Origin of the sequence: Empedobacter sp. UBA7611, assembly GCF_002484365.1 — a bacterium.
GTDB classification, from domain to species: domain Bacteria; phylum Bacteroidota; class Bacteroidia; order Flavobacteriales; family Weeksellaceae; genus Empedobacter; species Empedobacter falsenii_B.
In genome coordinates, this window is sequence record NZ_DLJR01000042.1 from 56,794 (window position 1) to 76,662 (window position 19,869).

The window sequence follows — 19,869 nt, forward strand, 5'->3', positions numbered from 1 at the left end:
AAATCTATTTTATTAAATATCAGGCTCGAACAAATTTGTTCGAGCTTTTTTATTATATTTAATCTAAATTTTAACCATGAAAAATAAAATCACTCATATCATATTTACTGCATTTATTGCCTTATCAAGTTGCAAATCAACCAAAGCAACAACAGAAAAAAAAGCGAATGATTCTACTGATAAAATCGAAAGAACTCAAGAGCCAACACTTATAGGGAGATGGAAATTGGTAAAATTATCAGCTGGAATCGTAGGACGCGAACAATTACCACCTGCAGACCGTGTTACAGTTATAGAATTTACGCCCACTGAGATGATTACAATTATCAATGGTAAGGAAACAAATCGAGTAACTTATAATTTAGCAAAAGGGAAAAGTATTCATAAAACAGAGCTTGTTCCAATGATTTACACCAATGGAAATACATCGATGGGAAAAAGTTTTCATCTTGAGCAAAATACACTCGGAATTAGTGAAGAGTTTCATGACGGTTTTTATTATACTTATATAAAAATTACGAACGACGATGACGGATTACTTAGAGAATAAAAATTCGATAAAAAACTGGAATGAAGATGATCGTCCTCGCGAAAAACTAGCTTTAAAAGGACGTTCGTCGCTTTCTGATGCCGAATTGTTAGCGATTATCATGGGAAGCGGAAATCGTGAAGAATCGGCTGTAGAATTGGCAAAACGAATCTTAAATTCTGCGAACAATAATTGGAATGAATTAGCTAAATATTCAATTGTAGATTTATGCAAATTCAAAGGAGTTGGAGAAGCAAAAGCTATTTCGATAATCACAGCAATGGAAATTGGAAGAAGACGAAATTCGCAAGAGATTTTAGAACGCGACAAAATTACTTCAAGCAAAGACGCAGCCATAATTTTACAACAACAAATTGGTGATTTACCAAACGAAGAATTTTGGGTAATGTTTCTCAATCAAGGAAATCGAATCATTAAAACTGAGCAAATTTCACGAGGTGGAATTAATCAAACCGCTGTCGATATTCGAGTAATTTTTAAACGTGCCTTAGAGTTAATGGCAACTGGAATGATACTTTCTCACAATCATCCTTCTGGAAATCTTACTCCAAGTCAGTCTGATATACACATTACTCGAAAAATAAAAGAAGGTGCCACTCTTTTAGATATTCAAGTTTTAGATCACATTATTGTTTCTCAAAAAGATTTTTATTCATTTGCGGATGATGGTCTAATTTGATATCTTTAATCTTTATTGAAAACTATTTGAGTCAAAAAATCATCATATTTACAGAAAAAATCACAAGTCGAATTGAATATATTTTCGATTTTATTTTTCATGATTTTTTGGGAATTGACTACAAAACGACTACAGATTTTGAAGAATTTTCACAATCAATTTTACCAAAAATCAACTTTTCGAATCAATTTTTAGATAATGAAATCAATTATAAAGTTGATGATATTTTATTAGAAACAACTATTCGAAAAAATATTGATTATTCAATTTTAAATGAATTTGGTAAATGTTTTTATTGGCTTTCTCGTTATGAAGAATACATTGCTAAACCAGGACAATTTGATCAACATGATCGTTATTTAGGTTCGGATTTAGATTATTCGAAACCAATTGTAGATGAAATTTGTCTTGAAATTCAACAAAAAATAAAGTCTAAATTTCCTAAAATATATTTTAAACAGAGAGTTTTCAAACAGATTAATACTCACGATGTAGATTATGCATGGAAATATCTTCATCATTCACCTAAAGTAAAATTTGGTTCACTTTTTAAGAAAATTATTAAAGGAAATTTTTCGGAAGCAAAACAGCAAATCAAGGTTTTGAATCAGAAAGAAAAAGATCCTTATGATACATTTGATTATTTGAAAGATTTAGCTGAAAAACATCAAATTGAAACAGTTTTCTTTTGGTTATTGGGTGATTATTCTACTTTTGATAAAAATCATCAATGGAAAAATAATGCTCAAAAAGATTTAATGAATAACATTTCAACTTGGGCAAAAATTGGAATTCATCCTTCTTATCAATCTAATTTTGAAGAAAATAAATTAACAACTGAAATTAATCGATTAGAAAAAATCATCAATCAACCGATAAAAAAATCACGTCAACATTTCATTAAATTGAGCTTCCCTCACACTTATCAACAATTGTTAATAAACGAAATTTCGGAAGATTACACCATGGGATTCCCACATCAATTAGGCTTTAGAGCTGGTACTTCTACTCCATTCAAATGGTTTGATTTATCAACAAATCGACAAACATTGTTAACAATATATCCTTTTGTCGCAATGGATGTTACATTGAAAAATTATTTAAAATTAACACCACAACAGGCTTTAGAAGAAATAAAACGATTGAAACAAACAATTAAAGCCACAAACGGAACGTTTATAACATTATTCCACCAATCAAACTTGAACGAAGATTGGGCTGAATGGCGAAAAGTTTACGAAAGTATTTTTGAATGATAAAAAGAGTTTCTCGAAAAAAATTAGATGTTAATAAATACACCGAATGTCTCAACAGATCGGTGAATTACCGCATTTATGCAGAAGTTTTTTATTTAGATGCTTTAGTTGAAAACAATTGGGATTGTTATGTTTTGAACGATTATGAAGCCATAATGCCTTTACCTTTTGTGAAGAAATTTGGGTTTAAATTCATTGTACAACCAATTTATTGTCAACAATTAGGAGTTTTTCATCAAGCAAATTTTTCGAAAGAAACTTTCAAACGTTTTGAAAAAAAACTACATCGAAATTTAGTGAGAGCTTATGCTTTTAATGAAGAAAATACAGAGATGTTTGAGCCGAAGGGACAGAAAAAGGTTAATTATATCTTAGATTTGGGTCAAGATTATGAAAATTTATTTTCAAATTATAGCAGAAATCGAAGAAACAAAGTTAGACAAGCAATAAAATTTGATTATAACTTAAACAAAACTAATCAATTAAATAACTTTCATAAAATAAATTCTTCTTACGAGTATATGACTTCAAATAACTTAATTAACTATTCAAAAGATAAACTTGAGCAGTTATTAAGTAAAAAAATCATTAATGTTTATGAAATTTTTGACAATGAAAAGAACTTACTTGGTTGTCAACTAATCATGATTTCTAAAAATAGAATTTATAATTTTGCTTTCGCAAGAAATAAGAATTCGAAAAGTAATTTTGGATCAGACTTTATGATAGATTACATTATCAAAAACTTTTCTAATTCAGAGTTAACACTTGATTTCGAAGGTTCTATGGTTCCTTCTATAGCCAAATTTATGCAAGACTTTGGTCCTATAGAAAAGCATTATACAAACTATTCTAACTTAGATTTTTTGACAAAGAAAAATTAATTCACGGTAACCATTTCCAACAGAAAGTTTCTTTGCTAAATCATTTTCAATGTTATTACGATAATCAATTTTTTCGATTAGCATATTATCACGTTTTAATCGTTCTTGAAAATCTTGACCATGTAATCGTAATAAATCTTTTTCACCATAATTTTTTAATCGTTCTTCTTCCGTCTTAAGCTCAGCATTTTCAAACGTATTATTTATTGGATGAATAGGAGTTTGAATCAATGCTTTCCCTCCTTTTTTTAGAACTCGAAACAATTCATCAATTGCCTTTTTTTCATCAGGAATATGACCTAAAACATGACAACAAATAATATAATCAAATGTCTTATCAGGATAATTTATTGAAGTAATATCCATTTCTTCATCAGCAAGATTGATGTTAATATCTGCATTGACATAACGTAAATTATCGGTCTGTTTAAAAATATTTTTCAAAGCATCTTCTGGAGCAATATGCAATAATTTATTAGGTCTAGCCAATAAATCTGTTTCGTTTTTTATAAATTCTAACAAAACTCTTGTCCTTTCTAATGAACCGCAATTTGGACATTCAGCATTCTCTCGGTTATCTATACCGTTTGATTTATCCAAAAACTTAGAAAAAGATTGTTCGCAACAATTGCAATAAAAATTATTTCCTTTCAGAAATAATCCATTCAATTTCTTCAAATTTTTTCTATTATTAATCCTTATCTTTTCAGAAAATAATTTTTTATAAAATGTTTTAATTGCATTCATTACTTACAAACGTTAAGACTGCTATTTTATGATATTAAATTTATTCAAAAAAAATATATTTCCTTTTTACCACACAGTTTCAGATAAACGATTAATTCATATCGATCAATTATATCCATTAAAATCCATTGATCAATTTCAGCGTGAATTAGATTTTTTTCAGAAAAATTATGCCAATATTTCTATGATTGAATTAATTGATTTGTATAAAAAAAATGGTTTTATTCCTCAAGAAAATTACTTTCATCTTAGTTTTGATGATGGTTTGAAAGAATGTTACTCTATAATTGCTCCAATATTAAAAGAACGAAATTTAGATGCGACTTTTTTCATCAATCCGAATTTTATTGACAATCAAGAAATTTTTTATCGGTATAAAGTTGCTTTCATTTTGGAAAATATTACAGACAATAACCTTAAAAAAGAACTTTTAAATTATTCTATTCATGATCTTAAAAAAATTAATTCATTAATTTTAAAACAAGAAATAAAACTAAATGATGTTGAAATTTATTTGAATGAAAATGAAATTAAAGCATTAATTCATCAAGGCTTTACAATTGGCGCACATTCAATGAATCATCCTTATTATCGCGATATTTCTTTTGAACAACAACTTATAGAGACAAATGAAAGTTTAGATTTTATCCAACAAAAGTTTAATTTGGATTATCGAGTTTTTTCTTTTCCTTTTACAGATGATGGAGTTTCTATAAACTTTTTTAATACTATAAAATCCGATTTTACATTTGGTACGGCAGGAATAAAAAACGATGAGATTTCAACAAATATTCAGCGACTTCCGATGGATAATTGTATTTCTAACCCAGCAATTTTTATAAAAAAGAATCGTTATAAATTTTATATTCAGAAACTACTACAGAAGCATGTTGTTTCTCATTAATTAATTTTTAAATCTATAGAAAAAATTCTCTTTGGATTATCGTAAAGTTTAAGAATATTTCCTTCATAATTCTTTGGTGTATAAATAGCACACATTGTATTTTCTACATGATATAGATTTTTATGAAATTGTTTAGGAACTCCTTTTATAATTGCATTCAATATTTCAAAACGTATCTTTTCTGGCGAGAATGCATAATCATGCCAAATAACGATAGAGTTTTCATGAATCAGATGTTCAAAAACATTTTTTGTATCCGAAACTACAAAATCAAAACGATGATTTCCATCGATAAAAATTACATCAAATTTTTTATTCAATCCTGAAAAATCAAATTTAGTCGAGTCTCCTAAATGTTGTTTTATTTTAGATTTATCTTTTATAAAAAAACCATGTGCATTTTCATAATCTTGTGAAAAGTTATACGTTTTATAATCCTTTGTATCTAAATCTAACGTATTCAAATCATCAGCAACATCAATCAAATTAACAATACTTTCTCCTCTCCAAGTTCCAATTTCGAAATATTTACATTGTTCAAATTCTTTACACGCATTTTTCAGCAGTAATAAATCTGTAATCAAAGAACCGCCATCTAAAAAAGCAACTGTATCTAATTTTCCGTCAAAATTTGGAAATAATTGATCTAAAGAAACTTGATTTAGTCCTTTCTTATAATGATTTGGCGTTTTCTTTTCCCAATTTTCATTTTGGTCAATGATAATATTTAATAACCAAGGATTCTTACAAATTTGAAAAAATCCATTTATAAATTTTGATATTTTTTTTGATAATGACATTTTTAAATATTTTTTAAATACTTATTAAACAAATAATATGCGTATAATCCAGAAATTAAGAAAGTTATTAACATACCTAAAGCTGCTCCTTCTATTCCATAAAAAGGAATTAATAGCGCATCAAAAATAACTAAACAAACAATTGAGAGGATTGATACTCTTACATTCCAATCTGATCTTCCTATTGTACTATTCAAGTTAATGTATAATACTCTAAACAACATTGCTAAAACAACTGCTATTGTTGCAATAAAAAAAACTGTACCACCAGTTAAATAACTTTTATTGAAAAATAACTCGATTATAAAATCTCTAAGAAAATAACTTCCTAAAAGAATACTAATTCCTATAGGAATGAATAGCTTATAATAATTTTTTATATAAAATTTCAGAAAATCCTTGTTCTGACTATTTTTAATAATTCGAGGAAAATCGGTTTGAAATAATATAGTCGGAATAAATAATAAATTCATAGGCAAAAGAATCGCAACTTTATACAAAGCAATATCTTTATCTGTCATAAAAATCGCAATCATTCCAATATCAATCGAAAACAATAACTCTGAAGCGAAATAAGCCAAAGATTCCATTCTTCCATATTTCCACATCATTTTCCAATTCATTTCACTTAAACCACTTATTGATTGTTGTAAAATTGTTTTAGAATAGAAAAATAAACTAATAAAAGGTGTAATCGCCAGCGAAATCATATAACCAATTGCTCCAAAGTTGATGGTTAAGAAAAATGTAAAAATCAGTCCCAAACAGTTAATCAATATATTTAATGAAGCAAACTTTTTATTAAAACCATTTATACGATAATCAATTGTAAGATGTGATTGGAAAAATAAGCCCAAAAGACGAACAGAAAACAAGAGAATAATCCACAATAAATGATCAAATTTTATGGCATAAAAATTAGCAATTACAATAAAAAGACTACATAAAATAAGCTGATTAATAACACCATTTCTAAATAATTTTCGACTTAGGTCTTTACGTGTTTGTTCATTTTCTTCACCAGCACCAAATTTCATCAAAACCTGTAATGAACCTAATCCATTCCATGGCGTAACAAACCCAATGATAGATGCGATAAGTGTTATACGACCAAATTCATCTTGAGGAATCATTTTTACAATGAAAATGGTATTAATCAACATCACTAATTTTTCTACCACAAAAGATAAAAAAACGTAAAAACCATTGTTTTGTAAAAAGGATTGTATGAATTTGATTAAATCTTTCATTCTAAAACTTTCGTGTAGACATCATCAAATTGTTGAGCAATTTCTTCCTTAGAAAAATTATTCAAAACATAATTATTTAATTCCTTTGGTGTTGCAAATTCATAACCTTCTATCACCTCAACCATTGCTTTATAAAGTGCTGATTCATCATTTTTATTCACAATAAATCCAAAATTATTTGGCATAAATTCTTTAATTCCACCAACATCACTTGCGATAACAGGAATTCCCGAAGCAAAAGCTTCTATTTGTACACAAGGTTGATTTTCATAATTACTAAAAAGTACAAAACAATTCACATTTTTCATCTTTTGATTCACTTCAAAATGTTGTAATCGCCCAAAAGATTTTACAAAAGCAGACAAATTATTTTCTTCAACAAAATTATTAATCAAAGTTAAATCTCCATTTCCTCCAATCTGAAATTCAAAATTATAGCCATTATCAACTAACTTTTTAACAACATTCAACATTCCTAAAATATTTTTATGTTCATTTTCTAAATGCGAAAGATGTAAAAAAGTTATTCTTTTTATTTTACAATCTTCTTTTACCGAAAACAATTCTACATCCACAACATTTGGAATAATTTTTACAATTGTTATAGGATAAATTTTAAGTATTTTCTGTGCTAAATCATTTGAAACAGGCGTTAAAACATCTACCTTTCTAAGTATTATTTTAATTAAAAACTTCTTGTAAAATGGAAATGAAATAAAACGTTCTGGAGAAAATCCTGTCCAATGCTCTGTTAAAACTATTGGTTTTTTGTATTTATTTTTCAAAAATAAAGCAACTAAACCTGCCGGATAAACAACATTGAGATGAATTATATCAAAATTATTAATCAAAGAAACTCCTTTCAGAAAAGCTATAAATTGTTTGATTAAATTAAACGGGCGAAAAAAAGATGGTTTAAAATAAACAATTATTTCTCTTACATTTTGGTTGATAGAATCATCTATTTCAAAATTAGATTTTAAATTTTCATCTTTTACTGCATGAACAAGCGTCACATTATTTAAAGTAGAGATAGAACGTAAATGGCGCTGAATAAAATCTCCATTATCTAAAAAAATTCTACTCGGATACCAAGATGCTAAAGCTAAAATATTTTTTCTCGAATTATTCACCTAACTTTTTATAACGTTTCAGTTCTTTCATTACAAAGTAAAGTTGAACCAAATAGCCCATTCCTGCAAAGAAAGAATATAGAGATAACGTCAAAAGTATGTTTTTATTTAGTCCGCCAATCACACAAGTAATCAATGTGACGAAAACCAAATAAATATTGAAGTATAGTGCGTAATGATTTTTCTTGATAACCACGACTATTTGCTGAATAGGATTCATTGCAGAACGACACAAAATCCAAAATGAAAGTATCCACGTCATAATATGCAGGCCTCGCCATTCTGGTCCAAGCATCCACTCGAGAATAAAAATTCCGATACAATTCATCAACAAAAGAAAAACAGCAATTGCTCCAACGTTGTACAGTACCACTTTTTTCGATAAATCATATAATTGATGCGAACGATGATCAATCATTGCAGCAGATTTCTGAAAGAAAACTTTCGACATCGAATTGGAAAGTAATGTCAAAGGAACAACCAAAATTTTAGCTGAATTTCCCACAAAAGCTACATCTTCTTTCATAAAATAAATCGCAATCATAATTGGTAACAAATTGTTCGCAATTGCATTCAACGATTCTGAGGGTAATGTATATTTTAGGATTTCTTTGTTCTTAGAAATTGTTCGTTTAGCCAACCCAAAATCAATCGAAGAAAATCGTCCTTTTGTAATTGAAAAATAGTATGCACAAGACAAAATAGTTCCGAAAATTGTTCCATAAATCAATCCTGTTTCTTTGTAGCCTATCCAATAAAAAATGAACTGGAAAAAGACCGAAAACAGTGCATTAATCACAAATCCAGTTGAAATACTTTTGAATAATTTATACTTCGTAAACAATGTATTTTGAACATTATTCCAAGCTGTAAATAATCCTGCAACACAACTTAAGAAAACAATAAATAAGGAGGTTTTGAATGTGAAAATTTTTTCTAAAATAGCATAACCCAAAAAGAATAAAATCGTTACAATACTACTCACTAATAATAGGGTTGTAAACAAATTTCGAATCGCTTTTGATGATTTCGAAATCACGAAAATATTCTCTAAACGAAACGTTGTCAAAATAGAAAGAATGGCCACAAAACTTAAAAAAGCATTGTAAGTTCCCGACGCTTCTGGACCATAAATTCGAGCCAAAATAATTCCGCCAATAAACATAATCACTTGCGCAATTGTGTTACCTGCCAACAAAGACAAAACACCTTTGGCATTCTTCGTTTTAAATTTTTCTAACTTCGCTTTCAATTGATATTTTCTTCATCAGCAAATCTACATAAAATCCTTAGCTTTGCATTTATGAACACAATAAAACACGTTTTTTTCGATCTTGATAACACACTTTGGGATTTCAGAAAAAATGCAAAACTCGCGCTAGATGAGCTTTACAAAAAGTATGATGTAGAAAATAGATATGGTTTTACATTCGAGGAATTTCATCCATTTTATCACGATAGCAACGAAGGTCTTTGGGCTTTGATTCGTGACAAAAAAATTACAAAAGAAGAATTACGTGCTCGTCGTTTCAAAGAAGCTTTTGATAATCTTGGGATTGATAATGATGCTCTAGCAAAGATTTTTGAAGAAGAATACATGGAAACGATTACCAATTACAATGAAGTGGTGGATGGAGCAATGGAATTGTTGGATTATTTGAAACCAAAATATCAATTACACATTATCACAAATGGATTTATCGAAGTTTCGAAACGTAAAATTGAAACATCAGAATTAAATGGTTATTTTGATACGGTAACTTATGCAGACGAAATCAAAATCTTGAAACCTGATCCTCGTATTTTTTCTTTGGCAATGGAAAAATCTGGTGCTAAAAAAGATGAATCAATTTACATTGGTGACGATTGGATTGCGGACGCTGTTGGCGCAAAAGCTTTCGGAATGTCGGCGATTTTCTTTGATCGATTAGATGATAATTTTTCGATGGATGATGTTCCAACGATTACACATTTAGATGAAGTAAGAAATTATTTATAAACTTAAGGTTCAGAAATTCTGAACCTTTTTTTATGTCCGAAAAAAATCTATTTTTGATAAAAATTACTCAATACTTATGAATTTAAACAACCTAAAATTTCCGCTTGATATAAAGTTTCATATTACAACTTTTTCCAATGATTTTTCTGTAACAGATGCTAATAATCAACCTGTGTTTTATGTACGCGAAAAAATTCTTTCGTGGCGAGATGTGATTAAAATCTACCGTGATTCATCAAAAAAAGAAGAACTTTTTCAACTTCGTTCGAATAAAATCATCGATTTTCAACAAACTTTTACCATTACAGATGCGAACGGAAATGTTGTTGGTAAAGCAAAACGAAAAACTTTCAAATCCTTTTGGAAAGCGACTTTTCATATTTACGACGCAAATGATAATCATTTATTTACAATCAACGAACGTAGTGGTTTTACACGCATGATGGACGGAATGGTTGGTGAAATTCCCGTTGTAGGATTTTTCTCCGGTTATATTTTCAATCCAAAATATGTTTTAACTGATTTACAAGGAAGAGAAATGATGGAAGTATCAAAAGAACCTTCATTCTTTGGACGAAAATTTAAACTAAATCAATATCAATCATCCGAAAATGATACACTTTTTGTTTTGAGTTTTATGATGATGCTCATAAGCGATAGAGATCGAGGATAATTTTATTTAAAAAAATATTTGCAGATTCAAAAATAGTCTTTATATTTGCAGTCCAAAATAAGAACAATAGTTTCTTATCAGGAATGGCCGAGTGGCGCAACTGAATAGCGCACTTGATTACGGCTCAAGAGGTTACAGGTTTGAATCCTGTCTCGGTCACAAAAGCAAAAGCTCATCAAAATTTGATGAGCTTTTTTTATTTTAATACACTTCTGTTTCTTGTGGAATTTCTTCTACTTTTTGAGATTTTTTTGTCATAAAGAATATACAATTCCCAAACCACGTGAACCAAAAAATATAAAATCCGAAATGGAACGTCTTTTTCAATAAACGATGCGAGGTTTCAGTAAAATCGTAATAGCAATAAATTAATCCAATAATTCCCATAAAAAGGAAAATGAGAGGCAATAACAAACGTTTAAAACGTTTCGTTGTTTTCTCATTCCAAATAGATAATACAATAAAAATAACGGCTTGTATAGCGAATAATAACAAGGCTGTTTTCCACCAAGATTTAAGAATTGTGTATTCGTTATAAATAATTGTGATTCCTATTTTCCCTATAAAAGACATCTTCGAAATTAATATACCCGAAAGCAATGAAGAAAATGCGAGGATCAAAACGTGAATAATTTTATTTTTCATTTTAATTAAAATATAAAAAAGCAACACCAAATATTAATCCAATTAGAATTAACATACCTACTACGGCATTATAACATTTATGCCAACCCGATTTATTTTGAGAAAATTCCTCAAAATTTAACTTCGGATTAAATAGTTTTAAAATAATATATCGAACTCTTATTCCAAAAATTTCTACTATAAGTTCACCAATCACAATAAAAATTATTTCAAAAATAGCTTGCATATAAATTATTTACAATCTAATATAAAACAAAAAAGCCTTGCAAATGCAAGGCTTTAAATATTTTGATGAATAATTTTCTTATAAATTTATTGAGAAATCCATTAATTTTTTGAATGCTTTCAAACGTTCAGCTAAACCATCACGCGTTAAAGCTCCTAATGATTCTGTACCAAATTTTTCACATGTTACAGATGCTAATGCAGATCCGTAAACAATTGCACGTTTCATGTTATCGAAAGAATAGTCATTCGTTTTAGCTAAGTATCCAGAAAAACCTCCTGCGAATGTATCTCCTGCTCCTGTTGGATCAAATACATCTTCTAATGGTAAAGCTGGTGCAAAGAAAACTTGTTCTCCTTGGAATAATAAAGCTCCGTGTTCACCTTTTTTGATGATAACAGTTTTTGGTCCAAAAGTCATGATTTTTTTAGCCGCTTTCACTAAACTATATTCACCTGACATTTGACGCGCTTCTTCGTCATTAATAGAAATTACATCAACATCTTTGATCACATCCATCAACTCGTTCCAAGCACAATCCATCCAAAAGTTCATTGTATCTAAAACAACCAAACCTGGACGCTTTTCTAATTGTGTCAACACTCCTTTTTGTACCAATGGATGTAAGTTTCCTAACATCAAAACGTCTGGAGATTTGCGATCTTGAGGAACAACTGGATTGAAAGTTTCTAAAACATTTAATTCTGTTGCTAACGTATCACGTGTGTTCAAATAGTTGTGGTATTTACCTTCCCAAAAGAAAGTTTTTCCTTCTTTTACGATTTCTAAACCATCTAAATTAATTCCTTTTGAAATTAATAAATCGATGTATTCTTGTGGAAAATCTCCACCAACAACTGAAACGATTGCAGTATCCACGCCCAATAAAGAAGACGCCATACCGATATATGTAGCGGCACCACCTAAGATTTTATCTGTTTTCCCGAAAGGAGATTCTAATTTATCAAAGGCAACTGTACCAACTGTTAATAAACTCATTTTATATTCTTAATTAAATAGTTTGCAAATATATAGAACTTTTAAGAAATAAGTGCATTCGCTAAATCAACAAAAGCAACTTCGGTTTGTTCACCTGAAATCATATCTTTTACGGTCGCTTTTTGCTCTGCAATTTCTTTTTCACCTAAAAGAATTACTTTCTTAATTCCTTTTTTATCAGCATATCCCATCTGCTTTTTCATTTTTGCTTCATCAGGATAAACCTCTGTATTAATTCCACTTTGGCGTAATTGTTTCACCAATTTCATCGCTTCTGTCGCTTCATTATTTCCAAAATTAATGAACAACGCTTGAATATTTGTTGAATCTTCTAAAGCTGGGAATAAATTATTTTCTTCTAAAACTAAATATGTACGATCTAATCCGAAAGAAATTCCAACTCCAGAAATATCTTTTAATCCAAAAATCCCTGTCAAGTCATCGTAACGACCACCTCCACCAATAGATGAAGAGAATTCTCCGATTTTTGCTTTCACTTCGAAAATAGCTCCTGTATAATAATCTAAACCACGTGCTAATGTCAAGTTCAAAACTAATTCAGCCGATTGTAAACCAATATTTGTTGTATTTTCAAAAACAAATTCTAATTCTTCAATTCCTTTTAATCCAGTTTCCGAAGATTTTAAAATTTCTTTTAATTGAGCAAATTGAGTTTTATAATCTCCATTCATCGAGAATAAAGGAGATAAAATTTCGATGGCAGAATCAGAAATTCCTTTTCCACGCATCTCTTCTTTTACCGCTTCTTCACCAATTTTATCCAACTTATCTAAAGCCACTGTAAAATCAATCAATTGAGCCGAAATATCTGCTACTTCTGCTAAACCTGATAAAATTTTGCGGTTGTTGATATGAATCTCAACTGGCGTTTTTAATTCTGTAAAAACCGAATCATATAATTGTACAAAATCAACTTCTTGCAACAACGAATCCGAACCTACAACATCTGCATCACATTGAAAAAACTCACGGAAACGACCTTTTTGAGGACGATCGGCGCGCCAAACTGGTTGAATTTGGTAACGTTTAAATGGAAATGTAATTTCATTTTGATGTTGCACCACGTAACGTGCGAAAGGCACAGTTAAATCATAACGTAATGCTTTTTCAGAAATTTGCGCAATTACTTTTTGACTATTTTTATCTGTTAACAATTGCTCATCAACTTTTGCTAAATAATCTCCAGAATTCAAAATCTTGAAAATTAAACGATCTCCTTCTTCTCCATATTTACCCGTTAAAGTTGATAAATTCTCGAACGATGGAGTTTCGATTGGAGAAAATCCGAATAACACGAATTGTTTTTTAATCGTGTTAATAATATATTGACGACGATTCACTTCTAAAGGCGAGAAATCTCTTGTCCCTTTTGGAATCGATGGTTTTTGAATTGCCATTTTTCTAAATCTTACTTATAAAGATGCAAAAATACATCATTTTGATTTTTAACACGACATTTTGTTTCAAAATCATTGTTTTAGAAAGAATTTAATTAAAATTCATAAAGTCAACCTGAACTCGTTTCAGGTTCACATCACGTTATTAAAAAATAAATTATGCTGCAGAAAGATTCTGAAACAAGCTCTGAATGATAATTCTATACAAAATTAAAAAGAGGATGAGAAGCTGAAATAAATTCAGCTTGACAATCACTACACAAATCAATCTTATAAATCTTAATTAATATCGTAATTTTGCTTTTATGTATTTGAAAGAACTTAAAGCGCGACAATTCAAGAATTTTGATGAAAATAATTTCGAATTTTCACCAAAAATTAATGCTTTTGTAGGACAAAATGGCAAAGGCAAAACCAATGTTTTGGATGCTATTCACTATTTGGCTTTAAGTAAATCGTATCTAAATCATTCGGATGCGATGAATATTCAGTTCGATTGTGATTTTTTTATATTAGAAGGAACTTTTGATCGAAATGAATCTGATGACCTGATTTTTTGCTTGGTTCGTTCTGGTCAGCCCAAACAATTAAAGCGAAATTCGAAATCGTATGATCGTATTTCTGATCATATTGGGCAATATCCTCTGGTAATGATTTCGCCTTATGATAACGATTTAATCAAAGAAGGAAGCGAAGTTCGACGCAAATTTTTAGACAATATTATTTCTCAATCGAATAAACAATATTTAGCTGATTTAATGCGATACAACAAGGTTTTAGTTCAACGAAATGCGTTGCTAAAATATTTTGCTGCAAATAATACATTTGATTCAACTTCTTTGGAAATTTATGATGAAGAATTGATTCATTTAGGAAAGAAAATACATGAAGTACGAAAAGAATTTATTCAAACTTTTTTGGAAGCTTTCCTAAAATATTACAATGAAATTTCGGAAGGTCGAGAAAAAGTGAACATCGAATATGTTTCGCAATTAAATGATGCACCTTTTGAAACGGTTCTAAAAGAAGCTTTGTACAAAGATCGTTCGGCACAATATTCGACAGCCGGAATTCATAAAGATGATTTATTGTTTACGATTACCAATTATCCTATCAAGAAATTTGGTTCGCAAGGTCAACAAAAATCGTATTTAATCGCTTTGAAATTAGCCCAATTAGAAGTCATCAAATCATCCTTAAATATTACTCCTTTATTATTATTGGACGATATTTTTGATAAATTGGACGAACATCGTGTAACACAATTGATTAAATTAGTGAACGAGGAACGATTCGGTCAAATTTTTATCACCGATACACATCCCGAAAGAACAGAGCAAATCATTAAACAAATTAATTCTGAAAGTAAAGTTTTCCGTTTATGAAAAAGTACGAAAAAAGAAGTAATCAACAAACACTTGGACAAGCTTTGGAGCATTTCATTAAACAAAGTGGAAAGGAAGAATTGATTTGGGAAGTCAAAGCAGAAGAGGCTTGGCAAACGGTGATGGGAAAGTTTTTCGAGAAATATACGGACCGAGTTGAAGTAAGACAGCGTGTTTTATATGTTAAAATAAATTCTCCTGCAATGCGACAAGAATTATTGATGGGAAAATCAAAGATTTTAACTAATATAAATGAAGAAATTAAAAAGGATTTTTTAGTTGACGTAAAAATATTTTAAATGCCTTACATTGAACATTCGAGTTATCCGAAACCTAATTTCATCAATCGAAATGCTCATCTTTCTACCATTATTCCAGCGAAATTCAAGAAATATTCTGTTCCAGATTACACTAGAGAAAAAATGGAAACTGATGATGGTGATTTTCTGAATTTGGATTGGCGATTTCAAGAAAATAAAGACAAATTAGTTATACTTTTTCACGGATTAGAAGGCGATTCGAAACGAACGTATCTTAATTCGTGTTCAGATTATTTTTATGATAAAGGATTTAATATTCTAGCTTGGAATCATCGCTCTTGTGGAGGTGAAATGAATGACACTTGTCGTTTGTATCATCATGGATCAATTGATGATGTACACAGAGTTGTAGAAAAAGCGTTGAAAGAAAATTATCAAGAAGTTTCTTTGATTGGCTATTCGATGGGTGGTGCTTTGGTTTTGAATTACCTTGGAAGTTATGAAGTTTCGAACAAGATAAAATCTGCTGTTGTTTTTTCTGCACCTATTTCTCTAAAATCTTGTGCCGATACATTGAAAATATTTCCAAATACTGTTTACTTTAAAAATTTCAAACGCTCTTTAGTTCCAAAATTTAAAGCAAAAGCAAAACAATTTCCAGGAATTCTGAATGAAAAAATGATTGATAAAATCAAAACTTTTGATGAAGTAGACGAATATTTTACAGCAGCTTTACATGGCTATTCTTCCAAAGAAGATTATTATCATAAAGCTTCTCCTGCAACTGTTTTAGATTATATCAAAACATCGTGTTTGATTGTTAACGCTGCTAATGATCCTTTTTTAGGAAATGATTGTTATCCTATCGAACGTTTTAAAAACCATAAATTCTGCACATTTGAAATGCCAAAATACGGTGGACATTGCGGCTTCCCTTTAGAAAACAATAAACATTCTTGGGCTGAAATTAGAGCTTGGGAGTTTATTAAATAAAAAAACCCTCGAAGTAAACTTCGAGGGTTTTTGTGAGATTATCAATTTTATTAATTAACCCAACCAGGATATTGTGTCATATTCGTATTAACATTAATCGAATAAGACGGGATTGGGAAAACAAATAATTTATCTCCAGCAGCAACAGTAGAAATTGCACCTGATGGTACATTAGATACTTTATCCATTGACAAATTATTACGTTTCAAATCATAAAAACGTTGTCCTTCACCAGCAAACTCTTTTCTCTTCTCAGTTAAAACTGCTGTTAAGGCGTCCCCTGAATAAGTAGTTCCACCTCTCTCTAATGCAAATGTATTAAGTTCAGCTAGAGCAGTTGCTCCTTGACCTGATTTAGCCATTGCCTCCCACTTGATAAATTTAGCTTCAGTTAAACGTAAAATTTTGATATTACCAATATTATTAACTCCTCCAACAGTTTTTCTATACTTGTTTATAAAATAACCACTAGGAGTATCAAAAGTACGTGTATCTTTTACAAATAAAGTCTTACGTATATCTCCATCATTGTATAAATCATATAATGATTGTCTTGCTAAAATTGATCTTCTTGCATTCAAACCTGCCTCTGAACCAGTAGTATTTGTTGGATCCAAATAATCAAATAACACACCCATAGATGTATTAACACCTGGGTTATTTAAAGCTGTTAAACCTACTTCCCAAACTGTCTCAGGTTGATTTTCAAACTCACTCTCAGAAGCTCCTGTTGCACCATAAAAATAATTAACAACTTGACTATTTTTTAGTAAAGAAAAACTAGCAGGAGCGCTATTAATAGCTTCATTTGCCATAGATATTGCGTTTGCATAATCTCCTTTCCATAAATATGCTTTAGCTAATAATAATCTAGCAGATGTAGCTGATAAATATGCTTTACTTGCAGGTGTGTCATTAGAAGAATCAATCCCTTTTTTCAAATCTTCGATAATAGAATTGTATGTTTCTTCAACTGTAGATCGAGGTGATTTTAAGTTTGGATCAAAATTACCAGTATAGATAGCTATACCATATTCTTGGTTTTTTCCAGATGTAGGATTCTCTGCCCATCCCATTGCTAAATATAAGTGAGCCATTCCTCTTGCAGTATATGCTTGTGCTTTATATTTTTTAACTGCAGTAGTTTCTTCAATAGTAGCATTTAGCACAATATTAGCCTGAGCAACAACATCATACAACTCATTATAAGCAACTGTAAAATCTGAAGATGATGGTGTCCAAGATAAATTGCTCGTTGTTAAATAATAACCACTATTGTTTGTACTAACAAAAAAGTCATCAGATGCAAGACTACCAACAACTGGGATTGTTGACGCAAAAGCATCAGCAGTTGACATTTGTTGATACATTCCTGTTAATACTTTTGCCATAGTTGTCTCATCAGTTATAGGATTCCCTCCATTTGGCATACCAATACCGTAATCAGGAAATTGGTTCAAATCATCTTCACTACATGATGTAAAACCTAAAGTTATAGTAAATAATGATAATACAAATATATTTTTTTTCATTTTTTTATAATTTTTTAGAAGTCAATAGATAATCCAATTGAATAACTTTTCATAATAGGAGAAGTATAATCGAACACTCCTTTTCCTTGCCAGCCATAAGAGTAAGCATTAGAATTAGATTCTGGGTCAAATGTTAATGTATCATCAAAAACCCAAGTGATTAAATTCTGACCTTTTAAATAAATCGTTAAATTATCGATACCTGCATTTTTTAATTTATCTCCAAAACTATATGCCAACTTTAATTCTTTTAGGCGAATAAAATCACCATCTTTTAAATATCTTGAAGATGCAGCTCTTGAATTTGTTCCATTCCCCCATAATTGAATAGGATTTGAAGCATCTGTATTTTCTGGAGTCCAAGAATCATATAATGCACTCGATAATTGGTTATATGTAACAGAAGCTCCATCTGATAATGCATAACTTTGCCAAGAATCAAATACCTGATAATCAAATACTCCTGAGAAGAAAGCACTCAAAGTTAATCCTTTCCAAGACATATCTGTTCTTAAACCTGCCATCCATTTAGGAAAAGGAGTAGAACCCTGAAAGAATTGTTGTGCTTCTGTTCTATTAGTTGTTGTAGCTGTTTTTGTCTCATCTGTCCAGTACAATCCTGCTCCAGTTGCTTTATCAACACCTGCCCATCCGTAAGTATAGTATTCTCCAAACTCACGTCCTTCTTGTATAGCTTTCATACCTCCTGCTAAATATCTGGCATCTGGATCTAACATTTTACCTACTTCTGATTTATTATAAGAAGCATTTGCTGTTAATGACCATCTAAAGTCTCCTTTATTAAATGGACGAACTGTCAAAATTGCTTCAATACCTTTATTTTCAATTTCTCCAATATTAGTAAAACTACTATTAACTGGAGATGGAGTATCATAAGAAATTTCAGAAGGAAAAATAGCATCAGTTGTTAACTTTCTATAAACATCAACAGAACCACTAATTAATCCATTACCAAATCCATATTCTAAACCAATATTTAATTGTTTTGTTGTTTCCCATTTTAAGTCAGGGTTTCCTACATTAGATACAATGAAACCTTTGTCTCCATTATATATACTAGATACTCCCATAAAAGAAACTCCATTATATACTGACCCCCATGAATCTGCATAAGGTATATTTCCTAATTCACCATAATTACCTCTAATAGTTAATACATCGATTGCAGATGAATTAATATCTTTTGCAAAATTATAAGACGCTCCTGCAGACCAAAACCATCCTCCTTTATTATTTTCTCCTAAAGTTGAATTATTATCATTACGAACTTGTCCTGAGACAGTTAATCTATTATTAAAGATATAATTTAATCTTGCAAAGTATGAATATTGAATCCATTTTCTATCATACGATGTTGCTGTCATAATAGTTCCAGCATTTGACATTTGAGGCTTGGCAATTAAGAAATCTGTTCCATGAGCAAAAGCATATTTCATTTTATGCTCTTGGTATTCCATACCAACATTAGCTTGAAAATCATGAACCTCATTAATTACGCGGGTTCAGAAAACTAAT

General features: G+C 30.0%; 20 protein-coding genes, 1 tRNA gene and 1 pseudogene. 11 read left to right on the forward strand and 11 right to left on the reverse strand.

All coding sequences use genetic code 11. The annotated features are described in order from the left end of the window. Positions 1 to 76: 76 nt before the first annotated feature. Genes B3R94_RS07045 through B3R94_RS07060 form a run of 4 tightly spaced genes read left to right on the forward strand, consistent with a single transcriptional unit; the run spans position 77 to position 3,369 of the window. Entirely contained in the window at positions 77 to 550 is a 474-nt protein-coding gene (locus tag B3R94_RS07045; protein WP_291073789.1) for a hypothetical protein, read from the forward strand. Further along, a complete protein-coding gene (radC, locus tag B3R94_RS07050) occupies positions 528 to 1,229 on the forward strand; it encodes a RadC family protein (RefSeq protein ID WP_291099658.1) in 702 nt (233 codons plus the stop codon). The genes B3R94_RS07045 and radC overlap by 23 nt, the downstream gene beginning before the upstream one ends. 26 nt (positions 1,230 to 1,255) lie before the next feature. Further along, a complete protein-coding gene (locus tag B3R94_RS07055; protein ID WP_291099661.1) occupies positions 1,256 to 2,485 on the forward strand; it encodes a polysaccharide deacetylase family protein in 1,230 nt (409 codons plus the stop codon). Continuing rightward, the gene (locus tag B3R94_RS07060) at positions 2,482 to 3,369 is read left to right on the forward strand and encodes a hypothetical protein (RefSeq protein WP_038336458.1); all 888 of its coding nucleotides are present in this window, start codon (positions 2,482 to 2,484) and stop codon (positions 3,367 to 3,369) included. The genes B3R94_RS07055 and B3R94_RS07060 overlap by 4 nt, the downstream gene beginning before the upstream one ends. On the opposite strand, the gene B3R94_RS07065 is transcribed toward B3R94_RS07060, so the two are convergent. After that, positions 3,343 to 4,116 carry a class I SAM-dependent methyltransferase gene (locus tag B3R94_RS07065; protein ID WP_038336457.1) on the reverse strand — a complete coding sequence of 258 codons (774 nt, stop codon included), beginning with the start codon at positions 4,114 to 4,116 and terminating at the stop codon, positions 3,343 to 3,345. The two genes, B3R94_RS07060 and B3R94_RS07065, sit on opposite strands and share 27 nt — an antisense overlap. Before the next feature lie 28 nt (positions 4,117 to 4,144). Here B3R94_RS07065 and B3R94_RS07070 point away from each other — a divergent pair, with 28 nt between their 5' ends. Then, positions 4,145 to 5,020: a polysaccharide deacetylase family protein gene (locus B3R94_RS07070; RefSeq protein WP_291099667.1), complete on the forward strand. Its 876-nt coding sequence runs from the start codon at positions 4,145 to 4,147 to the stop codon at positions 5,018 to 5,020. Here B3R94_RS07070 and B3R94_RS07075 read toward each other — a convergent pair. The 4 genes from B3R94_RS07075 to B3R94_RS07090 are packed head-to-tail and all read right to left on the reverse strand — an operon-like array spanning position 5,017 to position 9,455. Beyond that, the gene (locus tag B3R94_RS07075) at positions 5,017 to 5,820 is read right to left on the reverse strand and encodes a class I SAM-dependent methyltransferase (RefSeq protein ID WP_125349542.1); all 804 of its coding nucleotides are present in this window, start codon (positions 5,818 to 5,820) and stop codon (positions 5,017 to 5,019) included. The two genes, B3R94_RS07070 and B3R94_RS07075, sit on opposite strands and share 4 nt — an antisense overlap. A 2-nt stretch (positions 5,821 to 5,822) precedes the next feature. Further along, on the reverse strand, positions 5,823 to 7,070 hold the full coding sequence (locus tag B3R94_RS07080) for a polysaccharide biosynthesis C-terminal domain-containing protein (protein WP_280049013.1): 1,248 nt from the start codon (positions 7,068 to 7,070) through the stop codon (positions 5,823 to 5,825). Continuing rightward, entirely contained in the window at positions 7,067 to 8,203 is a 1,137-nt protein-coding gene (locus B3R94_RS07085; RefSeq protein WP_291099671.1) for a glycosyltransferase family 4 protein, read from the reverse strand. The genes B3R94_RS07080 and B3R94_RS07085 overlap by 4 nt, the downstream gene beginning before the upstream one ends. Continuing rightward, positions 8,196 to 9,455: a lipopolysaccharide biosynthesis protein gene (locus B3R94_RS07090; RefSeq protein ID WP_125350777.1), complete on the reverse strand. Its 1,260-nt coding sequence runs from the start codon at positions 9,453 to 9,455 to the stop codon at positions 8,196 to 8,198. Before B3R94_RS07090 ends, B3R94_RS07085 begins: the two co-directional genes overlap by 8 nt. Before the next feature lie 51 nt (positions 9,456 to 9,506). On the opposite strand from B3R94_RS07090, the gene B3R94_RS07095 reads away from it, so the two are divergent. The 3 genes and pseudogenes from B3R94_RS07095 (at position 9,507) to B3R94_RS07105 (ending at position 11,034) form a co-directional block, all read left to right on the forward strand. Beyond that, positions 9,507 to 10,202, forward strand: coding sequence for a YjjG family noncanonical pyrimidine nucleotidase (locus B3R94_RS07095; RefSeq protein WP_125350778.1), 696 nt, complete (start codon positions 9,507 to 9,509; stop codon positions 10,200 to 10,202). Between the two features lie 46 nt (positions 10,203 to 10,248). Next, positions 10,249 to 10,875 (forward strand): annotated as a pseudogene (locus B3R94_RS07100) (LURP-one-related family protein); the annotation flags it as partial. Positions 10,876 to 10,960: 85 nt separating this feature from the next. Beyond that, positions 10,961 to 11,034, forward strand: a tRNA-Arg gene (locus B3R94_RS07105). Between the two features lie 42 nt (positions 11,035 to 11,076). On the opposite strand, the gene B3R94_RS07110 is transcribed toward B3R94_RS07105, so the two are convergent. The 4 genes from B3R94_RS07110 to hisS form a co-directional block, all read right to left on the reverse strand. After that, entirely contained in the window at positions 11,077 to 11,520 is a 444-nt protein-coding gene (locus B3R94_RS07110; RefSeq protein WP_280051188.1) for a hypothetical protein, read from the reverse strand. A gap of 1 nt (position 11,521) precedes the next feature. Continuing rightward, a complete protein-coding gene (locus B3R94_RS07115) occupies positions 11,522 to 11,746 on the reverse strand; it encodes a hypothetical protein (RefSeq protein WP_280049009.1) in 225 nt (74 codons plus the stop codon). A gap of 78 nt (positions 11,747 to 11,824) precedes the next feature. Beyond that, positions 11,825 to 12,745 carry a PfkB family carbohydrate kinase gene (locus tag B3R94_RS07120; protein ID WP_291099676.1) on the reverse strand — a complete coding sequence of 307 codons (921 nt, stop codon included), beginning with the start codon at positions 12,743 to 12,745 and terminating at the stop codon, positions 11,825 to 11,827. A 41-nt stretch (positions 12,746 to 12,786) separates the two neighbouring features. After that, positions 12,787 to 14,163, reverse strand: coding sequence for a histidine--tRNA ligase (gene hisS / locus B3R94_RS07125; RefSeq protein WP_291099679.1), 1,377 nt, complete (start codon positions 14,161 to 14,163; stop codon positions 12,787 to 12,789). A gap of 305 nt (positions 14,164 to 14,468) precedes the next feature. Here hisS and recF point away from each other — a divergent pair, with 305 nt between their 5' ends. From recF to B3R94_RS07140, 3 genes are read left to right on the forward strand one after another with little or no spacing between them, the layout of a single operon-like run. Continuing rightward, positions 14,469 to 15,548: a DNA replication/repair protein RecF gene (gene recF, locus B3R94_RS07130; protein ID WP_291099682.1), complete on the forward strand. Its 1,080-nt coding sequence runs from the start codon at positions 14,469 to 14,471 to the stop codon at positions 15,546 to 15,548. Next, positions 15,545 to 15,847: a DUF721 domain-containing protein gene (locus tag B3R94_RS07135; protein WP_125350784.1), complete on the forward strand. Its 303-nt coding sequence runs from the start codon at positions 15,545 to 15,547 to the stop codon at positions 15,845 to 15,847. The genes recF and B3R94_RS07135 overlap by 4 nt, the downstream gene beginning before the upstream one ends. Further along, positions 15,848 to 16,801 (forward strand): YheT family hydrolase, encoded by a 954-nt coding sequence (locus B3R94_RS07140; protein WP_291099685.1) that lies wholly within the window; start codon positions 15,848 to 15,850, stop codon positions 16,799 to 16,801. Positions 16,802 to 16,851: 50 nt separating this feature from the next. On the opposite strand, the gene B3R94_RS07145 is transcribed toward B3R94_RS07140, so the two are convergent. Further along, a complete protein-coding gene (locus B3R94_RS07145; protein WP_291099688.1) occupies positions 16,852 to 18,261 on the reverse strand; it encodes a RagB/SusD family nutrient uptake outer membrane protein in 1,410 nt (469 codons plus the stop codon). 86 nt (positions 18,262 to 18,347) lie between these two features. Next, entirely contained in the window at positions 18,348 to 19,811 is a 1,464-nt protein-coding gene (locus B3R94_RS07150; protein ID WP_349680740.1) for a TonB-dependent receptor domain-containing protein, read from the reverse strand. Positions 19,812 to 19,869 lie beyond the last annotated feature (58 nt).

Bases quoted from the DNA above. Each gene is read 5' to 3' on its own strand.
- B3R94_RS07045 (WP_291073789.1), top strand. From the start codon at position 77: ATGAAAAATAAAATCACTCATATCATATTTACTGCATTTATTGCCTTA.
- radC (WP_291099658.1), top strand. From the start codon at position 528: ATGACGGATTACTTAGAGAATAAAAATTCGATAAAAAACTGGAATGAA.
- B3R94_RS07060 (WP_038336458.1), top strand. From the start codon at position 2,482: ATGATAAAAAGAGTTTCTCGAAAAAAATTAGATGTTAATAAATACACC.
- B3R94_RS07065 (WP_038336457.1), bottom strand. From the start codon at position 4,116: ATGAATGCAATTAAAACATTTTATAAAAAATTATTTTCTGAAAAGATA.
- B3R94_RS07070 (WP_291099667.1), top strand. From the start codon at position 4,145: ATGATATTAAATTTATTCAAAAAAAATATATTTCCTTTTTACCACACA.
- B3R94_RS07075 (WP_125349542.1), bottom strand. From the start codon at position 5,820: ATGTCATTATCAAAAAAAATATCAAAATTTATAAATGGATTTTTTCAA.
- B3R94_RS07080 (WP_280049013.1), bottom strand. From the start codon at position 7,070: ATGAAAGATTTAATCAAATTCATACAATCCTTTTTACAAAACAATGGT.
- B3R94_RS07095 (WP_125350778.1), top strand. From the start codon at position 9,507: ATGAACACAATAAAACACGTTTTTTTCGATCTTGATAACACACTTTGG.
- B3R94_RS07110 (WP_280051188.1), bottom strand. From the start codon at position 11,520: ATGAAAAATAAAATTATTCACGTTTTGATCCTCGCATTTTCTTCATTG.
- B3R94_RS07115 (WP_280049009.1), bottom strand. From the start codon at position 11,746: ATGCAAGCTATTTTTGAAATAATTTTTATTGTGATTGGTGAACTTATA.
- B3R94_RS07120 (WP_291099676.1), bottom strand. From the start codon at position 12,745: ATGAGTTTATTAACAGTTGGTACAGTTGCCTTTGATAAATTAGAATCT.
- hisS (WP_291099679.1), bottom strand. From the start codon at position 14,163: ATGGCAATTCAAAAACCATCGATTCCAAAAGGGACAAGAGATTTCTCG.
- recF (WP_291099682.1), top strand. From the start codon at position 14,469: ATGTATTTGAAAGAACTTAAAGCGCGACAATTCAAGAATTTTGATGAA.
- B3R94_RS07135 (WP_125350784.1), top strand. From the start codon at position 15,545: ATGAAAAAGTACGAAAAAAGAAGTAATCAACAAACACTTGGACAAGCT.
- B3R94_RS07140 (WP_291099685.1), top strand. From the start codon at position 15,848: ATGCCTTACATTGAACATTCGAGTTATCCGAAACCTAATTTCATCAAT.
- B3R94_RS07150 (WP_349680740.1), bottom strand. From the start codon at position 19,811: ATGGAATACCAAGAGCATAAAATGAAATATGCTTTTGCTCATGGAACA.